The sequence below is a fragment of the Nitrospira defluvii genome, from assembly GCF_905220995.1.
In the GTDB taxonomy this organism is placed as follows: domain Bacteria; phylum Nitrospirota; class Nitrospiria; order Nitrospirales; family Nitrospiraceae; genus Nitrospira_A; species Nitrospira_A defluvii_C.
In genome coordinates this window covers 1-15,583 of sequence record NZ_CAJNBJ010000001.1, presented here as the reverse complement: position 1 = coordinate 15,583, position 15,583 = coordinate 1, and the positions used below count along the sequence as shown (strand labels likewise).

The following is a 15,583-nucleotide window of genomic DNA, read 5'->3' as shown; positions in this document are numbered from 1 at the left end:
GGCCTACAATCGACGCCGTTTCCGCCAGACCAGGAGGCCGCAGAGCACGGTCATGGCCGGTAGGAAAATGACCTGGACATAAAGTAGAATCCGCTCCTGGAGTGGGTTTGGGGTGAACGGGCGAACTGCCGGGTCCTTCGGCGTGAGCGAAATCAGGTCACGTTCTTCCGAGAGCCACCCGACTGTCCGCTGAAAGAAGTCGCTGTTTCCAACGAAGTTAATGAATCCATTGCTGGCAAAGGCGGAATTGCCGACGACCACGATGGCAGAACGCGGTTTGCCTTCCTCTGGGGCCTGTTTGGGAGTTAGGGCGGCCGCCAGCGCCAACGGCCCTTGCACATCTTCCTTTTCGTCATAGCTGACCACCCGACCCTTCATATCGGTTTCTGCCCAGCTACGGGGGGATGTTCTCGCCAACGGGACGTAGTCCCAGTCCTTTCCCTGTTCCTCGTGAAAGATCAGGTGCCGGGCCAGCGGAAACAAGACTGCGGCCGTAAGCTCATGGGTAATCTCGTGGTCGGTAAACGTGCGTACCAGCAAGGCCGTGAGGTCGCCCTGTGCGAGTCGGTCCTGTAGGTCGACAAGGACACCCGGCCCTAGCTCCATGCCCCAAACCTTCAGGAGGTCATCCATGCTCGACTGCGTGTCCGGATCAAGCAACACTAGAAGATGCCCGCCTTTCGCGACGTAGGCTTGAATGCGTTCTTTCTCTTCTTTGGTAATGGCGCGTCGGGGCCCTGCGACGATCAGGACATCCGTGTTGCTCGGCACAGCCGGTTCTTGCAGCAAGGTGATGGTGCCGATGTCATACCCTTGCTTTTCCAGCACTTCCCTGGTGAGGGCCATCCCGCCGCGGTCTTTGTCTTCCAGGCTGCGTTCACCGTGGCCTTCCAAAAAGACGATCCGCTTTTTGGTGTCTTTGGACACCCGCACAAGAGCTCCGGTGATCTCGACTTCTGCCGGTGACGTAATACGAACTGATTGTGGACCGCTTTCGAAGATCGCCACGTCGGTGCGGGTGACGCCGTAATTTTGCGCGACTTTGGGTTGGCGTTCCGGATCGATGAACTGCACGGTCAGCTTGGGGCTGGCTTGCCGATAGCTGTCCAAACGCTCCTTATAGGCCTGGTATCCAGGGTCCTTCTCCCTCGTAAACACGGTGACACTGATTTCTCGTGGGAGATTGCGCAGGACGCGGTAGCTTTCTGGCGCGAGCGTGTAGTTCTGATTCTCTGAAAAATCCCAGCGGATTGAATGCCGGGCGGCCAAGAAGTTTACGATGGCCAAGATGGCCACGAAGAGTGCGACCATCAGCGCGCTGTTGGCGCCCATTCGTGTGGATCGTTGGGAGGAGAAGCGTTTGACCTGATCAAAATGAGTCGCAAACGTCCAGATCAAACAAGCGAGGGCCGATCCTTCCAGGAGCGTGACCAGCCAGAGCTTATCTGGAACGAGGGAGTAGGCGATGACCCCGGCGATGGCCAGACCGGTTCCGATGGCACCAATGGGGAGGGGATGACGCGTCATTTCCATCGCGATGAATCCACAATGCGGTGAGCGAGGAACAGCATCAGCACGGTTCCACTGACGTAGTACACCAGGTCTTTCGTATCAACCAGGCCGCGCACCAGGTGGTCGTAGTGTTCCATGAAGGAGAGGTAGGAGATCACCTGTCCGGCCGGGGTGTCCCCCAGCAGGGAGCCGAGTCCGGCAAGCAACCAAGACATGAGCAGAAGGCCGAAGCTGGTAAAGGCCGCCACAATCTGATTCTCGGTGATGGAGGAGGCAAAGAGGCCGACGGCCAGAAAGAAGCCACCGAGCAGTATTAAGCCGAGATAGCCGGTGAACACCGGATACCAGTCGAAATCGCTGAACAGGGCCAGTGTGAGCGGAACCAACGTGGTGAGCAACAGCATCCCGACGAAGACCAGATAGACGCTGATAAACTTTCCCACGATGATTTCGCTGACTCGTATGGGGGCGGTCATCAGGAATTCGAAGGTTCGAAGCTTGCGCTCTTCCGCCAGTAGTCGCATGGTGAGGATTGGAAGAATCAACAGCAGGACGAACCGCATGCTGGCGAAAAGGTTGCGAAACACGAGATCGTTGAGATTAATCTGCGCCGGGCCGCCCTGCATTTGCGTCAGCTGGATGGCCTGGGCTCCGGTAAACACGATGTAGAGGTACGCGAGAAAGCCGAAGGTCAGGAGGAACACTCCGCCCACGACATAGACGATCGGCGAAACAAAATACGAACGTAACTCTTTCCTGATGATGGCTTGGACAGGTGGCATCGATTAGTGTCGCTCGCCCATGGTGGTTTCGTTCGAGTTCGGCAATTCGTCTTCCCGCTGAGTCAGTCTCAGGAAGACATCTTCAAGCGTCATCGAGACGGGTTTCATCTCCAGTAACCCCCAGTTTTGCCCGACTGCGAAGCGCGCCACGTCTTCCCGGATGTCTTTGCCCAGCGCGCACTCGATCAGGACCGTTCGTGGGTCGGAGGTTGTCAGTACGTGTTCCACTCCAGCGACGTCGCGGAAGCGTTCCATCATATCGGCTGCCGGGGCCTTGAGCGTGACGCTGATCTTCTCTGATCGCCGAAGTCTGGCAGACAGCTGGTCCGGGGTATCCTCCGCGACGATTCGGCCACCATTGATGATCACGACGCGCTGACAGACGGCCGTGGCTTCCGGAAGGATATGTGTGCTCAGGATAACCGAATGTGAGCCGGCTAGGCTCTTGATCAATTCACGAATCTCAATGATCTGCTTTGGGTCGAGACCGACTGTGGGCTCGTCCAGAATCAGAACGGGTGGATCGTGAATCAGCGCTTGTGCCAATCCGACCCGCTGCCGATAGCCGCGTGACAGGTTAGCGATCAGCCGGTGCTGAACGGAGCCCAGGGCTAGCCGCTCCATCACGCGCTCCATGGCGGTTCTTAACTCCGTCCCGCTGAATCCGCGCACTTTGCCGACAAAGGTCAGATATTCTGCGACCGTCAACTCCTGATATACCGGCGGTGTCTCGGGCAGATACCCGATTCGCTTCTTCACCTCCTCCGGTTGCTCTGCACAGTCGAAGCCCGCCACGTGTGCGGTGCCTTCTGTCGCCGGGATGAACGACGTGAGAATGCGCATCGTGGTCGTTTTGCCCGCGCCGTTCGGGCCTAGGAAGGCCAACACTTCCCCTTTGTCGACACGAAAGGTCACGCGGTCGATTGCCGTGAGGTGACCGTAGCGTTTCGTGATGTTGCGAACTTCGATCATGCAGTCGGGATTGACGGCTGGATGGGTGTGAGTCCGGTTGTTTGTTGACGCGGCACGCGGTGTGGTAAATCGAGCGTGATCTTACCGACCGTCCTGAGTGCAGTCAAGAGAGGGACGAACGGTCTCACGTCATGGCAACAAGGGGGTCCCCGCCGTTCATGTCTTTACAGCGTGGTGCGTAACTGCTAAAGTTCCGCGACTTTATCCGGCAAGTGTTCATGTGCGATGCACCGGGACGAGGTGGTCAGGGATGACGGAAGATGTCAGTAAGCCGCGGCTGAGTCTGCTTGGGGTGCTCGTGATTGGCGCAGCTCTCTGCGTGGCCCTTGCCGGTCTCGGAAGTTTCCTCACCTCCGTCTATGCAGCGAACAATACCATTTATGAGATTAGGGGAACCGTCGAAACTATTGATGCGGCTGACGTTCCTCCCGTCATTGTGGTGAAGGGGCAGCACGGATCAAGCGAAGGCGTTGTTGTCGGCGCGGTCGTCCAGCAGGGTGCAACCATTTTGCGGGGGAAGAAACGGATCGGCCTTGATCACATCCAAAGAGGGGACAAAGTTACGTTGAAATACATCAAGACGCGTGAAGGGCTTAGCGTGCGATCGATAGTCCTTCATCGTTAGTGACGTCAACACCAACCATTTCGTCGACGATGCGTTACTCACAAGGAGGTAGAGAGATTTTATGATTCGACAGCATGTGGTGCGGGGGCTATCTGCGCCGGTGGCCGTCGGGTTGCTGCTGCTATTTGGCTGCTCCGGAAAAGGTGACATCATCCCTATGAATCTCACCCCAAAGGCTGGCAAGGACGTCGGCGGCTCCGTGCAGGTGGTGAAGGCTATGCCGGGGCCACGGGTGGCCGTGATTCCGTTCGAAGATGCCCGAGCTGATCGTGCCAAGGTGGGGAGTCGGACCTCGATGTGGGGAGGGGAGACGGACTTTAATGTCTCGAGTGGGAGTGCAGGAGAGGAGACCGCTCAGGCATTTGCTGACTATCTCAAGCGAAAAGGCTGGCAAGCTCAATATGCCAAGGCCATTCCCGCGGCAGAAAATGGGCCTGACATTGTGCTCTCTGGAAAGATTCTGGAGTTAGCAGTTGATGCCAAACGAGGGTTTTTGCTGACTGATATCGAAGCCAGAACGAAGTTGGTGATTCAGGCCAAGAATCGCGAGGATGAAAGCTCCATTGTCAGAACCGACGCGCATTCCGGTAACCATGACAATGTGTTCTGGTTTGACCCGCAGGATGGTGAGGACATCCTCTCTGAAGTGCTGGAGAAGAATTTCGAGCGTTTCGTCGTGAATACTCGTTTTGAGGATCGATCAATTCGATTCCGCTAGCTAGTAGGAGCGTTTCGATCGGTTGTAAGGTTGCCACGGCTGACCTTTGAGGCTGTGGCAACCGGAAAAGCTCCCGCCTGGGCAATTGGTTGTGGTATTCGGTGTGTAAATGATTGATAGCACTATCCTATTCGTGAATGTGAACGCCGTTCCTGTCTGATCTGTTGACCTGTGCCGTCTGCTTCGAAGCCCTCGGGGTTGGTCAGATTCTCTCTCCGTTTGTAGGGGGGCCTTACTACCCAGACGGTATTGTCGCGATGAGGAATGTTTCGTAGCCTACAATCACCTTCCTGAAGAGTGCTCACGCAGACGGTGATGTTCAGGCTTACACATGAGGTGCTTCTATGGATAGGAATTTCCGGACCGTTTTTTCTCGCAAGACCGGATATGCTGCAATCCCCCTCCTAGCCTTCTCTCTCCTCAGCGCCTGCTCCTCTCTGCCGAGAGGCGAACTCTCCCTGGATCTTGGGATTAAAGATCGAGGGGTTGCCTCGTGGTATGGAAAGGATTTTCACGGAAAGCTTGCAGCCAACGGTGAAATCTTCGATATGACTGCCTACACTGCTGCCCACCGGAAGCTTCCACTTGGGAGCTTGGTGCGTGTCATGAATTTGACGAACGGGAAGTCGGTTCAGGTCAGAATCAACGATCGAGGCCCCTATATCCCGGGTAGAATATTAGATCTCTCACACGCTGCGGCTGTGGAGTTGGACATGGTCGAAGTCGGCACCTCAGTTGTGCAAATAGAAGTCATTGGTGACCATCGTGCGGTGGCACCGATCCCCCCCTCGAGAATTCCTTCTGTCGCGGGCCTGTTGTTGAATGTCGATACGCGAGTGGTCAAGCACTCCATTCGTCATGACTCTGCTCTTGGAGCGCCAGCCGTCCCTCCCAGGATGATGCCGCAAGAGGCTCTGTATGTTCGACGTGAGAGAAGGATTGGAACCATGTTGGCGGCCAATCATTCTGCGCATAATACAGTGCCTGGCTTGATCCTTTCTTAACAAGCGTGTTGCGACGCTCTCTCTGTTGACACGTACTCTCGCACTTGATTAGACTGCCTGCTCCGGAGTGGCTGTTGATGGATGGTTGCTCCTCATCGGTGTCGACTTTAACTGTTGGAGGTTGGAGCTGAATGGCAAAGAAACCGACTGGTGAATCAGACGAAATCCGGCTCAAAAAGAAACTTGCTGCACGTGCAAAAAATGCAGGTGGCCCTTCCGGTGACCCTGCCTTGCGTTCGCTGCGCAAACGGCTCAAGCGCGTACAGCGCAAACGCCGAGCGTTGTCATTGAGAAAGAAGCATGCAGCTGGAACCAAGGCTGAAGCAAAATCGTAGTCTGCTTGCGGATTGAACTATTTAAGCTCGAGCGCGCTCCTGCTGAACTAAGGAAGAAAGAATATGGAACATGCTGGTGAAAATGAGCAACAGGCCCAGGCTGTTTCCCCTGTCGGGCAGGTTGCAGATGAGGCGTTGACAGATCAAGTCTCAGACGAACTTGCGGCGTCCTTGGATACATCAGCGAGTGAGCAGGAACTCACTGAGCCTACGCAGGAGGTGGTGCTCGAAGAAGAGAAGGTCAAAGATGAAATCGATATTCAGATCGACCTTCTCAAGGATCCAGACTGGGTTGTGAGGCGGGAAGCTGCAATCACGCTAGGAGAAATGGGCGATGAGCGTTGCGTGGAACCACTTGCTGCTGCCCTTCGTGACGGTGATTGGCAGGTGCGGGAAGTGGCAATCGAAGGGATCGGGCAGATCGGATCTCCCGCCGTTGAAGTGCTGCTCAAGCTTCTCCGTGATTGGGATGTGCGAAAGTCCGCCATTATGGCTCTGGGTAAAATCCGCGATGAGCGAGTCCTGGAACCACTGATGCAGCAACTGCGGAACGATGAGTTCATGGAGGATGCGACGGATGCCTTAGTCAACCTCGGTGAGCCGGCCTTGCCCGGGTTGATCAAAGCCTTGAAGGATAAGGAGGAATTAGTACGGAAGCAGGCGGTGATCGCACTGGGCCGGATCAAGTCGCCTGAAGCCATCGATCCTCTGATCGAGATGTTGCAGAATAAAGACTGGTTCACACGTCTTACTGCGGCCGCGGCGCTCGAAGCCATCGGTGATGAGCGTGGTCGTGAAGCGATTAAGCCCTTGTTGAAGGACAGTGATATGGTCGTAAAGATGCGGGTTGAACGCATCCTTGCGAAGTGGAAGAAGCAACCGGCAGCGGTGTGAATCGGTGTTCGTCGAGTTGGTCTGAAGTTAACTCTCTCAGCATTTTTCCGAAAGCCGGTGGTCCGACCATCCTTTATCGGCAACTCTGCATAATGTCTGTCCTTGCTCGCACTCCCACGTCCTGGGAATGATCACTGCCGTTCTCATTGGGTTGGCGGCTTCCCGTTTCTGACCCGTCCAATTCCCGACGTCACGGCCACCAATGAAGCTTTCATCAGTTAATCCGGCTACCCGCGCGGGCCTCTGATTCTAACGGCTCCTCGCTTTTTCTTTGCGTGACAAGACATGGATCAGACTGCCGGCGGAAGTAATTCGGACGGCTGCATCCGAATCCTGGAGGCCAATCTTTAGGGCGGGAACCAGCGATTTGAGTGGGGATTTGCCAAGGGCTCTGGCGGCCATGAGGCGAGGGAGTGGTTGTTGATCCCGGAGGAGCAACTCAAGGATTGGGAGAGCATTAGGAGCCGTTGCGACTGCGAGGGCGTGCGCGACATCGCCACGCACGGAAGGGTCGGGATGCCGTGCGAGATCTGCCGCATTCAACACGGCACTGGCATCACCTAATCGAAGCAGGGCTTCCACCGCACTGATCCGGACATGTTCATCAGCATCTCGCAGGAGCGGCTGAATAACGCTTCTGGTGTCAGCGACGCCCAAGCGGCCGAGGCTGGAAAGGGCGATTGCGCGAACTCGCGGGTTTTCATCACCTAGGGCATGGGTCAGTGGTGCAATGCCTTCAACGCTACCGAATTCCCCAAGGGATCCCGCCGCAAATGCTCGGACGGCTGGGTGAGGATCGTACACGGCCTGACTGAGAATCGACAGACTGGTTGGCCGACGCAAGCGCCCAAGTACTCCCAATGCCGCCATTCGTACCTCTGGGTCCGGCAACGTCACGGCACTGAAGATGTCGATTAGTACGTCGGTTCGCCCGAGTTTGTACAGGCCGGCGAACGCGAAAATGGATTCGGGGCCTTCGTCGACACGGGCGATTTCCGTCAATTGATCGGTAATGCCAGCGACCTTGGCGTCACTGAGCGCGTTGATCGCGGCGATGCGCACGCCGGGAGCTTCATCGCGAAGTGCTCGCTTGAGTGCAGCCGAGCGTTCCGCTAGTCCAGCTCGACCGATGGCTTCCGCTGCCCTCGCACGGACAAGCGCCGACGAATCCAGAAGACCATCCTCGAGGAGCGGCAACGTCTCGCCCTCTCCCATTTCCGCCAACGCCGTGTAAGCGGCAATCCGAATATGCTCCTGCGGATCTCGGACGCGGGAAAGAATGAACCCTCGCGCGATGTCTCGCAGTAAAGCCGTTTCGTCCGGGTGATTTGCCGTGACGAGTTTAGGATAGAGCTTCCATGCTTCCTCGGGTTTCCCCAGTTTGAGCTGACTCAGGAGCCCATACCTGATGACCTCGCGACCAGGCTCCTGGCCGGCGGGGACCTGCTGAAGTAGATCAATGACGCGGTTGAATTCTGAGGCTTGGTACAGCGCCATGGCCTCCCGCTCTATCGCGGTGGGTGTGGATTTCGGAGGTGGTGCAGCCGCCGCCACCGGGAGTGCGCCGCTGAAGGCGATCAGCAGGAAACCAACTGGAATTCCACGAATGGACAGCAATCCAGTTTTTGCGAAGAGCGACTTCCCGACGATCATGCTACCACTTGCTCGGAGTGCGCGCAGTGGCTGGTGCATACAGCTGCCTCATATATTCCTTGACCATGCGCTTGGTGCAAAAACGGGGAGCAACGGTCTTGATGCTTTCTTTGACAATGTGCAGCCAGCCGCGCGGAATGCCATCAAGATCGCGTTGATAGAACAGTGGGACGACTTCTTGTTCCAGCAGGCGAAAGAGCTGTTCGGCATCGTGCGCATCCTGTGCCTGAGTGTCGGTTCCTTCAGGCAATGGTTGGATGCCCCAGCCGTTCGCGCCGTTATATCCTTCCTGCCACCAGCCATCCAGCACGCTGAGGTTAATGACTCCATTCAGGGCCGCCTTCTGTCCGCTGGTCCCGCTCGCCTCAAGCGGCGCGCGGGGAGTATTCAGCCACACATCGACTCCTTGGACTAAGTATTTGGCCATGTGCATGTCATAGTCTTCCAGGAAGGCGATATGGCCGCCCAGTTTGTGATCGTTACAAAAGTTCAGGACTTCATGAATAAAATACCGTCCTGGTTCATCGGCGGGATGGGCTTTGCCGGCAAAGATGATTTGAACGGGCCGCCACCGGTTGTGGAGCAATTGTTTGAGACGCTCCAGGTCGCGGAATAAGAGCGTTGCGCGCTTGTAGGTGGCGAATCGTCTGGCAAATCCGATGGTCAGAGCTTCCGGATCCAACAATGTCCCTCTCGCAAGCGCCTGCATCGGTTGGAGATGGCCGCGAATCCAGCCGTCCCTGGCCCGTTCTCGAATAAACCGCATGAGTTTACGCCTGGTTGTTTGTCGAACGGCCCAGAGCGCATCGTCCGGCAGATCTGCGACCCGTTGCCAGATGGTTGGATCGTCAACCCGCTCCGCCCAGTCTGGGCTGAGGTACTTGGCATAGAGGGAATTGGCTTCTGGTGAGATCCATGTGGGTGCGTGAATGCCGTTGGTGAGACTTCGGATGGGGACCAAGTCTTGCGCCAGGCCTGGCCAGAGGTGTTGCCACATTTGCCGGGAGACGCGCCCGTGCTCGCGGCTCACTCCGTTGACGTGAGCGGAGAGGCGCATGGCGAGAGCCGTCATATTGAAACCGTGTCCAGCACTTTCCGGTGTTTCACCAAGACGGAGGAACTCTTCGCGCGACAGGCCGAGTTGGCCCCAGTAGTTGTGGAAATACCGATCCATCAGGTGAAAAGGAAAGATGTCATGACCAGCAGGGACTGGTGTATGGGTGGTAAAGACCGTGCTCTGCCTGACGAGGTCGCTGGCTTCAGCGTGGCTCTGACCGGAGGTGACGAACTCGCGGATGCGCTCCAGCGTGAGGAAGGCGGAATGGCCTTCATTGCAATGCCACACGGCGGGATTGATGCCTAACGCTCGGAGGATTCGCACACCGCCGATGCCTAGGAGAAATTCCTGGCAGAGCCGGATCTCCTGATCCCCACCGTACAACCGTGCAGAGAGGGCGCGATCCTCCGGTGTGTTGTCGGCGACATCCGTGTCGATCAAATACAGGGACATGCGACCGGTGCGAACCTGCCACACCAGCACCGTCACCTGACGGTGCCCGATTTCCACCTTGATCGAACAGGGGACACCTGTCGGCGTCAGGGCCTGGTGAATCGGTGAATCGTGTCGATTGAACGGGACATAGGTGGCCTCCTGCCATCCCTCCGGGTTGATGCGTTGCTTAAAGTACCCCTGCGGATACATGAAGCCGATGCCAACCAGTGGAATGCCCAGATCGCTGGCTTCCTTGCAGTGGTCTCCGGCCAGGATGCCAAGGCCTCCACTATAGATCGGGATGGAGATATGAAGACCAAATTCTGCAGAAAAGTAGGCGATCGGAGAGTTCTGGAGCGTCGGGAACTCCGTGGCAGCCCAGGTGCTCTTATCACTCATATACTGATCGAAGCTGCGAAGCACGGCGGAATATTGCCGTACGAAGGTGGGGTCGTTGGCCAATGCGGTAAAGCGTTCCGGCTTTACCCCGGTCAGTAGCTGGACCGGATTGTGGTGCGTGAGAAACCACAGGGTCGGGTCGATCGACTCGAACAGTTGTCGTGCCGGCTGATTCCAGCTCCACCACAGATTCCGCGCCAGTTCGCCCAGCCGATGGAGGTTTTGAGGAACCGAATCTTGAGGGGGATGAATGTGATCGGGTGCTTGCACGACGCCTCCATGGAATGATAATCGATGGGTGAGGAAAGAACCGACGGGTTTCGCTTCTGGAACGCTTCGTCAGGCATGTCCGGCTTTGTGCCAGGATGCCCACTGGTCAGAAAAGGCGACGGCCGCGTAGCGCTCTCCGAGAATCTTGGCCACCCGATTCATCGTCGCTGTCAGCTGTTTCGCCTCTTCCTGGGTGAGATCTTGCCGGAAACGCGGATGGAGCCCCCATCGTGTTTCGACTTCTTCACCTTTGATGCTGGACATGACACTGACGAGTTTAATGTCGGCGCCTGTGGCCCCCCTGGGGGGAACGCTTGTGCTGTCCGCTGTTGCTCCGGATGTGGCATCGGCCGTGACCGGGGGCGCCTGTCCTTCAAAAATACCCGTGAGGGCAGGAAGCACGGCGGCAATGCAAAGGGTCGCAGCGGCGGTGACCTTGGGGTTTCCGGGAGCTCCTACCGCACGAGCAACGCGGTCGCTGAAATCCTGGTACATGTCGTTCTTGGCTTTGCTGTCCTCCGTGACTAAAAACCGGTAGCGTTCGTATGTCTGGCGGCTTTCGGACACGGCAGTGCCGATCGTCATGACGATTTCCATCTGATCGTTGCCGGCGCCAAATGCCGGCTCCAATGCCTTCTTGAGCTGATCGATCACGGTGTCAGTCAACTCGTCCATGAACTGTGGCTGTTCTTTTAGGGGAATGTGCAGTGCAGAAACCCGATCGGTGAGGTTGAACATGGCCCGCAAAAACTCGAGATAAATTCCCCATTCGTCCTGGCTCTTCAACTTCAACGCCTGCTCCGGCGCCGCCCGTTTGATTACCGAGACGGACTCTCCTGAGACAGCGAGCATGAGCTCCGCTACGGTTTGCATCTGTTGTGCGAAGGGATGTGGTTTGGTCGGCATAATCGTAGGTCCTCTACTGGGTCGGCATTATATACGACTCGATTTACAGGTCCAATGTATTCCTCAGTGACAGTCGATCATAACTGCACCGCCAGGCCCCTGTCGTTGCAAGGCAGCCGGTGGTATGTTATACAGCCCGACCGCTCACGTCTTGCGCCTCACCGCCCAGTCGGACGCCAACATGGACCGAATCATTAAACCCTATATTCTCAAGCGGACCCTTGATCAGAACCAGGGGCCAAAGCTCTCCCTGGATTATGCCAAAGAGCTCAATGCGCAACAGTACGCGGCTGTGACGGCGGTAGACGGTCCTGCGCTGGTGATTGCCGGGGCGGGTAGCGGAAAAACGCGGACCCTCGTGCACCGAGTCGCCTACCTGATCGAGTCCGGTGTGGACCCTTCCCATATACTGCTCTTGACCTTCACGCGCAAGTCCGCAGAAGAAATGCTGGAGCGCGTCGGTGCGTTGATCGGCTCGCGCAGCCAGCGGGTGTGCGGCGGCACTTTTCACTCGGTTGCCAATATGTTGTTACGGCGGTACGGAAGAGTGTTGGGGATCGAGCCGGGCTTCACCATCATGGATCGAGGCGATGCCGAAGATTTGATCGCGCTCTTGCGCGTCCAGCTTGGCCTGAATGAAAAAGACAAGCGGTTCCCTCGCAAGGGTACCATCGCGGAGATTTACAGCAAGTGTGAAAATACGTTGCGCGGGTTGGAAGAGGTTGTGCTCGACGAGTTTTCCCATTTTGCGGATCATCTGGAGGCGCTGGGCAAACTGCAGCGAGCGTACCAGCTTGCAAAGCGGCAACGTCAATTGCTTGATTATGACGATCTTCTGGTTCTGTTGCGCGAAGTATTGACGAAGGATGAACAGACGCGACTGACCATTTCGCAGCAGTTCCGCTACATTTTGGTGGATGAGTATCAGGATACGAATCGCCTGCAGGCCGAACTCATTAGGAAGTTGGCGACCACCCACGACAATGTCACGGTGGTTGGAGATGATTCGCAGTCGATTTATGCGTTCCGCGGCGCCACCTTCCGCAATATCATGGAATTTCCCTCCTGGTTCCCTGGTGCGACGATCTATAAGCTGGAGGAAAACTACCGGAGTACCCAGCCGATTCTCAGCCTGGCGAATGAAATCATTCAGGAGGCGCCTGAGAAGTATACGAAGCACTTGTTCACCCGCAAGCTGGACGGACCGTTGCCGGCATTGGTCGAGGCGGCCGGCGAACATGCGCAATCGCGGTTCGTCGCCCAGAAGATCCTGGAACTGCGAGAGGAAGGTGTCCCGCTGAACGAGATTGCCATCCTGGTTCGCTCCAGTTTCCACTCGTTCGATCTGGAAATCGAATTGTCGCGTTGCGGGCTGCCGTTTGTGAAGCGCGGCGGAATCAAGTTTATCGAGGCGGCCCATGTCAAAGATCTCCTGGCTCACCTGCGCGTGGTGGTGAATCCGCAGGATGCCGTGAGTTGGCATCGGGTATTGATGTTGGTCGAGGGGGTTGGGCCGAAGAAGGCGCAGGATCTCGTGGCGGCTATGGTGCGGATGACAAATCCGTATCAGGTCTTGCGAAGCTCCAGCGGACGTTCAGGAAAAGGGCTCAGTGCGCTGGCCGATGTGCTCGAGAATCTGACCGTCAGTGACGACCTCAGTCCGACAGAGCAGGTTAATCGGGTGTATGAATACTATCTGCCCATCCTGAAAGATCATCATGATGACTATCCCAAGCGGATTCGGGATCTGGATCATCTGCACACCATTGCCGAAAGTTATCCCGGTCTGACGGAATTCTTGGCCGATTTGGCATTGGCCCCCCCGGACGGCAGTGCCAGCGAAGTTGAGCCCGTGGGCCGAGATGACGAGCAGGTGGTGCTCTCGACGATCCATTCCGCGAAAGGGCTGGAGTGGCAATGTGTGTTCGTGTTGTGGGTGGTGGACGGCAAGTTCCCTTCTGTGTTTTCGTTCAATAGCGATGAAGAGTTGGAGGAGGAGCGGCGCTTGATGTATGTGGCCGTGACGCGGGCGAAGCGCCACTTGTTCCTGACCTATCCGATCAATGTATATGACAAAAGTTCAGGCATGCTGCTCTCGAAGCCCTCGCGGTTTCTGGATCACGTGTCGCCGCAGGTGTTTGAAACGCTTGCCCTGATCGAGGAAGGGCACGGGCATGACTGGGGGCGCGGTTACGACCGGTACATTTAAGTTGCTTTCCTGACTGCTGCGTCGGGTAAGTTTCTCCAACCAAATTCTTGCGATGCTCACCATGATGAAAACGTTGCAATCCTCCACACGCTCGATGGCCCGAATGCTTGTTGCGGCAGCGCTTGGGATGGTATGGGGGGTGGGGCTGTCCGGCCCGGTCACAGTTGGTGCGGTGGCGCCTGCTCCCGATTCCTCACGGCTCTGGCGTGCATTGGTGGCCGAGGCGAGAGCGCTCCATCTGCCAACCCGATTTCTGGAGGAGATCCCTGAGCAGTTCGTCGCTTTCGAGTTTGAAGATCTGCACGCGTTTGCTGCGGAATACCACCCCGTCGAGCATCGGATGGTGTTGGATCGCTCCCTCTCCCTGAATGGCGCCGGCCGAACCCTGCGCCCCCTGCGGAAAATGACGCATAAAGAACTGGAGACCCTATACCACGAATTGTTTCATGCATACCTAGACTTTGTTGAGCACGAGTCCGCACCATCGAAGGCACATGCTTCGTTCCTCGCCTTCGCCCATGAGCAGCAGCGCTGTCGGTACCAGCAGGTCCTGATTACGCCGGTGCTTCAGAAGAAGGGGCTGAAAGAAGAGCGATTTCTGAGCGAAGTGGAATCGTGGGAAGTCCTCAACGAGACCTGGGCGTTGTTCATCGGCTGGGCCGTGTGGACGCAGCTGGAAGTGGAGGCGAAGGGGACGCGCAAACATCGGGCGTCAGGGCGGACCGGCAATGTGTCTGCCTGGATCGCTCGACTTGATCAGGCAGAGCAGGATGCCGTGCTCACGGGGTACTATGAGCCCGAAGATCCGGGAGAGAAGGCGATGGCTCGCAAACGATTTTTGGCGCCTGAGTTTCGGCTGTCAGCGCCCGAGTTATCGACCCTGATGCGGGACGTGTTGGGGAATTCTTCGGATATGATTCGGCAGGCCGAGCAGGTGCTGGAGCGCTCTCGACCGTTCCAGAGGGTGTCAGGTGTCTGCGCCGAACCGGCGGCTCACTAGAATTGTTCCTGCATAGAACATACCCCCTTGACATTAGAATGCGTCGCAAATAAAATCGGCTGCTTTCAAAGCCAGGTCAATCCTCATTTTAGCAGCGCTCCAGTCATGCCATTTTGCTGGGACCCTGTGTGTGGTGGGGCTTACTTTCATTCTCCGAACGCGGAATGAAACGGCTCTGGCTCTAGTTTTTTCTGAAACGAAGACTGATCGCTCAAGTTTGGGAATGCATATCTAGCGGGCAGGTACCCAAGTGGACAAAGGGGGCAGACTGTAAATCTGCTGCCTTATGGCTTCCAAGGTTCGAACCCTTGCCTGCCCACCAAACTGAGTCTGGGGAATGTGGGTCGCGCGCGCGGACTGTGCGCTCGATGGACGGAATAGCGCATTGCGAACGATGTGCCATTGTGCCGAATTCTTGGCGAAGGGCTAGACCGAGAGATTGTCGAAGCGTTGGTGGGTTTGTCGGAGGCGGGCGTAGCTCAGTGGTAGAGTTCCAGCCTTCCAAGCTGGCTGTCGTGGGTTCAAATCCCATCGCCCGCTCCAACTCCAGCGTGCTCGACCACAGAGGCGGGCAGAGAGTGCCTGAAGCGGATGACGGCTATGAGAAGTGAGGGCCCACGTAGCTCAGTTGGTAGAGCACGTCCTTGGTAAGGACGAGGTCACGCGTTCGATCCGCGTCGTGGGCTCCAGGGCCGTGTGTATCAGGGGAAAGTCTCTGTTTGCTCGCCGGTGGCATCGGAATATACGAGTCGGATTCCGGAAAACAGTGTTCTGAGAAAAGGAGTGAATCATGGCGAAGGCGAAATTTGAGC

At 56.7% G+C, this 15,583-nt stretch carries 13 protein-coding genes and 3 tRNA genes; 10 read left to right on the top strand and 6 right to left on the bottom strand.

The window, feature by feature from the left end:
- Positions 1 to 3: 3 nt before the first annotated feature.
- From KJA79_RS00080 to KJA79_RS00070, 3 genes are read right to left on the bottom strand one after another with little or no spacing between them, the layout of a single operon-like run.
- Positions 4 to 1,533: a GldG family protein gene (locus KJA79_RS00080; protein ID WP_213039975.1), complete on the bottom strand. Its 1,530-nt coding sequence runs from the start codon at positions 1,531 to 1,533 to the stop codon at positions 4 to 6.
- The gene (locus tag KJA79_RS00075) at positions 1,524 to 2,294 is read right to left on the bottom strand and encodes an ABC transporter permease (protein ID WP_213039974.1); all 771 of its coding nucleotides are present in this window, start codon (positions 2,292 to 2,294) and stop codon (positions 1,524 to 1,526) included. The genes KJA79_RS00080 and KJA79_RS00075 overlap by 10 nt, the downstream gene beginning before the upstream one ends.
- 3 nt (positions 2,295 to 2,297) lie before the next feature.
- Positions 2,298 to 3,266, bottom strand: a complete 969-nt coding sequence (locus tag KJA79_RS00070) for an ABC transporter ATP-binding protein (RefSeq protein WP_213039973.1) — start codon at positions 3,264 to 3,266, stop codon at positions 2,298 to 2,300.
- A 250-nt stretch (positions 3,267 to 3,516) separates the two neighbouring features.
- Here KJA79_RS00070 and KJA79_RS00065 point away from each other — a divergent pair, with 250 nt between their 5' ends.
- From KJA79_RS00065 to KJA79_RS00045, 5 genes are all read left to right on the top strand, one after another.
- Complete coding sequence (locus KJA79_RS00065) at positions 3,517 to 3,891, top strand: hypothetical protein (protein ID WP_213039972.1); 375 nt, start codon at positions 3,517 to 3,519, stop codon at positions 3,889 to 3,891.
- 61 nt (positions 3,892 to 3,952) lie between these two features.
- Positions 3,953 to 4,609, top strand: a complete 657-nt coding sequence (locus KJA79_RS00060) for a hypothetical protein (RefSeq protein ID WP_213039971.1) — start codon at positions 3,953 to 3,955, stop codon at positions 4,607 to 4,609.
- Between the two features lie 344 nt (positions 4,610 to 4,953).
- The gene (locus KJA79_RS23105) at positions 4,954 to 5,613 is read left to right on the top strand and encodes a septal ring lytic transglycosylase RlpA family protein (RefSeq protein ID WP_213039970.1); all 660 of its coding nucleotides are present in this window, start codon (positions 4,954 to 4,956) and stop codon (positions 5,611 to 5,613) included.
- 131 nt (positions 5,614 to 5,744) lie between these two features.
- Positions 5,745 to 5,948 (top strand): hypothetical protein, encoded by a 204-nt coding sequence (locus KJA79_RS00050; protein WP_213039969.1) that lies wholly within the window; start codon positions 5,745 to 5,747, stop codon positions 5,946 to 5,948.
- 63 nt (positions 5,949 to 6,011) lie between these two features.
- Positions 6,012 to 6,842, top strand: coding sequence for a HEAT repeat domain-containing protein (locus KJA79_RS00045; protein ID WP_213039968.1), 831 nt, complete (start codon positions 6,012 to 6,014; stop codon positions 6,840 to 6,842).
- A gap of 249 nt (positions 6,843 to 7,091) precedes the next feature.
- Here KJA79_RS00045 and KJA79_RS00040 read toward each other — a convergent pair whose 3' ends face one another.
- The 3 genes from KJA79_RS00040 to KJA79_RS00030 form a co-directional block, all read right to left on the bottom strand.
- Positions 7,092 to 8,534, bottom strand: coding sequence for a HEAT repeat domain-containing protein (locus KJA79_RS00040; RefSeq protein ID WP_213039967.1), 1,443 nt, complete (start codon positions 8,532 to 8,534; stop codon positions 7,092 to 7,094).
- Positions 8,497 to 10,656: an alpha-glucan family phosphorylase gene (gene glgP, locus KJA79_RS00035; RefSeq protein WP_213039966.1), complete on the bottom strand. Its 2,160-nt coding sequence runs from the start codon at positions 10,654 to 10,656 to the stop codon at positions 8,497 to 8,499. The genes KJA79_RS00040 and glgP overlap by 38 nt, the downstream gene beginning before the upstream one ends.
- A 69-nt stretch (positions 10,657 to 10,725) precedes the next feature.
- Positions 10,726 to 11,562 carry a hypothetical protein gene (locus KJA79_RS00030; protein WP_213039965.1) on the bottom strand — a complete coding sequence of 279 codons (837 nt, stop codon included), beginning with the start codon at positions 11,560 to 11,562 and terminating at the stop codon, positions 10,726 to 10,728.
- Positions 11,563 to 11,686: 124 nt separating this feature from the next.
- Here KJA79_RS00030 and KJA79_RS00025 point away from each other — a divergent pair, with 124 nt between their 5' ends.
- From KJA79_RS00025 to KJA79_RS00005, 5 genes are all read left to right on the top strand, one after another.
- A complete protein-coding gene (locus KJA79_RS00025) occupies positions 11,687 to 13,771 on the top strand; it encodes an ATP-dependent helicase (RefSeq protein WP_246507306.1) in 2,085 nt (694 codons plus the stop codon).
- Between the two features lie 94 nt (positions 13,772 to 13,865).
- Positions 13,866 to 14,771: a hypothetical protein gene (locus tag KJA79_RS00020; protein ID WP_213039964.1), complete on the top strand. Its 906-nt coding sequence runs from the start codon at positions 13,866 to 13,868 to the stop codon at positions 14,769 to 14,771.
- Positions 14,772 to 15,007: 236 nt separating this feature from the next.
- Positions 15,008 to 15,093, top strand: a tRNA-Tyr gene (locus KJA79_RS00015).
- A 146-nt stretch (positions 15,094 to 15,239) separates the two neighbouring features.
- Positions 15,240 to 15,314: transfer RNA gene (locus tag KJA79_RS00010), tRNA-Gly, on the top strand.
- A gap of 70 nt (positions 15,315 to 15,384) precedes the next feature.
- Positions 15,385 to 15,460 (top strand) — tRNA-Thr (locus KJA79_RS00005).
- Positions 15,461 to 15,583: the final 123 nt, after the last annotated feature.

Bases quoted from the DNA above. Each gene is read 5' to 3' on its own strand.
- KJA79_RS00080 (WP_213039975.1), bottom strand. From the start codon at position 1,533: ATGGAAATGACGCGTCATCCCCTCCCCATTGGTGCCATCGGAACCGGT.
- KJA79_RS00075 (WP_213039974.1), bottom strand. From the start codon at position 2,294: ATGCCACCTGTCCAAGCCATCATCAGGAAAGAGTTACGTTCGTATTTT.
- KJA79_RS00070 (WP_213039973.1), bottom strand. From the start codon at position 3,266: ATGATCGAAGTTCGCAACATCACGAAACGCTACGGTCACCTCACGGCA.
- KJA79_RS00065 (WP_213039972.1), top strand. From the start codon at position 3,517: ATGACGGAAGATGTCAGTAAGCCGCGGCTGAGTCTGCTTGGGGTGCTC.
- KJA79_RS00060 (WP_213039971.1), top strand. From the start codon at position 3,953: ATGATTCGACAGCATGTGGTGCGGGGGCTATCTGCGCCGGTGGCCGTC.
- KJA79_RS23105 (WP_213039970.1), top strand. From the start codon at position 4,954: ATGGATAGGAATTTCCGGACCGTTTTTTCTCGCAAGACCGGATATGCT.
- KJA79_RS00050 (WP_213039969.1), top strand. From the start codon at position 5,745: ATGGCAAAGAAACCGACTGGTGAATCAGACGAAATCCGGCTCAAAAAG.
- KJA79_RS00045 (WP_213039968.1), top strand. From the start codon at position 6,012: ATGGAACATGCTGGTGAAAATGAGCAACAGGCCCAGGCTGTTTCCCCT.
- KJA79_RS00040 (WP_213039967.1), bottom strand. From the start codon at position 8,534: ATGCACCAGCCACTGCGCGCACTCCGAGCAAGTGGTAGCATGATCGTC.
- KJA79_RS00030 (WP_213039965.1), bottom strand. From the start codon at position 11,562: ATGCCGACCAAACCACATCCCTTCGCACAACAGATGCAAACCGTAGCG.
- KJA79_RS00025 (WP_246507306.1), top strand. From the start codon at position 11,687: ATGTTATACAGCCCGACCGCTCACGTCTTGCGCCTCACCGCCCAGTCG.
- KJA79_RS00020 (WP_213039964.1), top strand. From the start codon at position 13,866: ATGGCCCGAATGCTTGTTGCGGCAGCGCTTGGGATGGTATGGGGGGTG.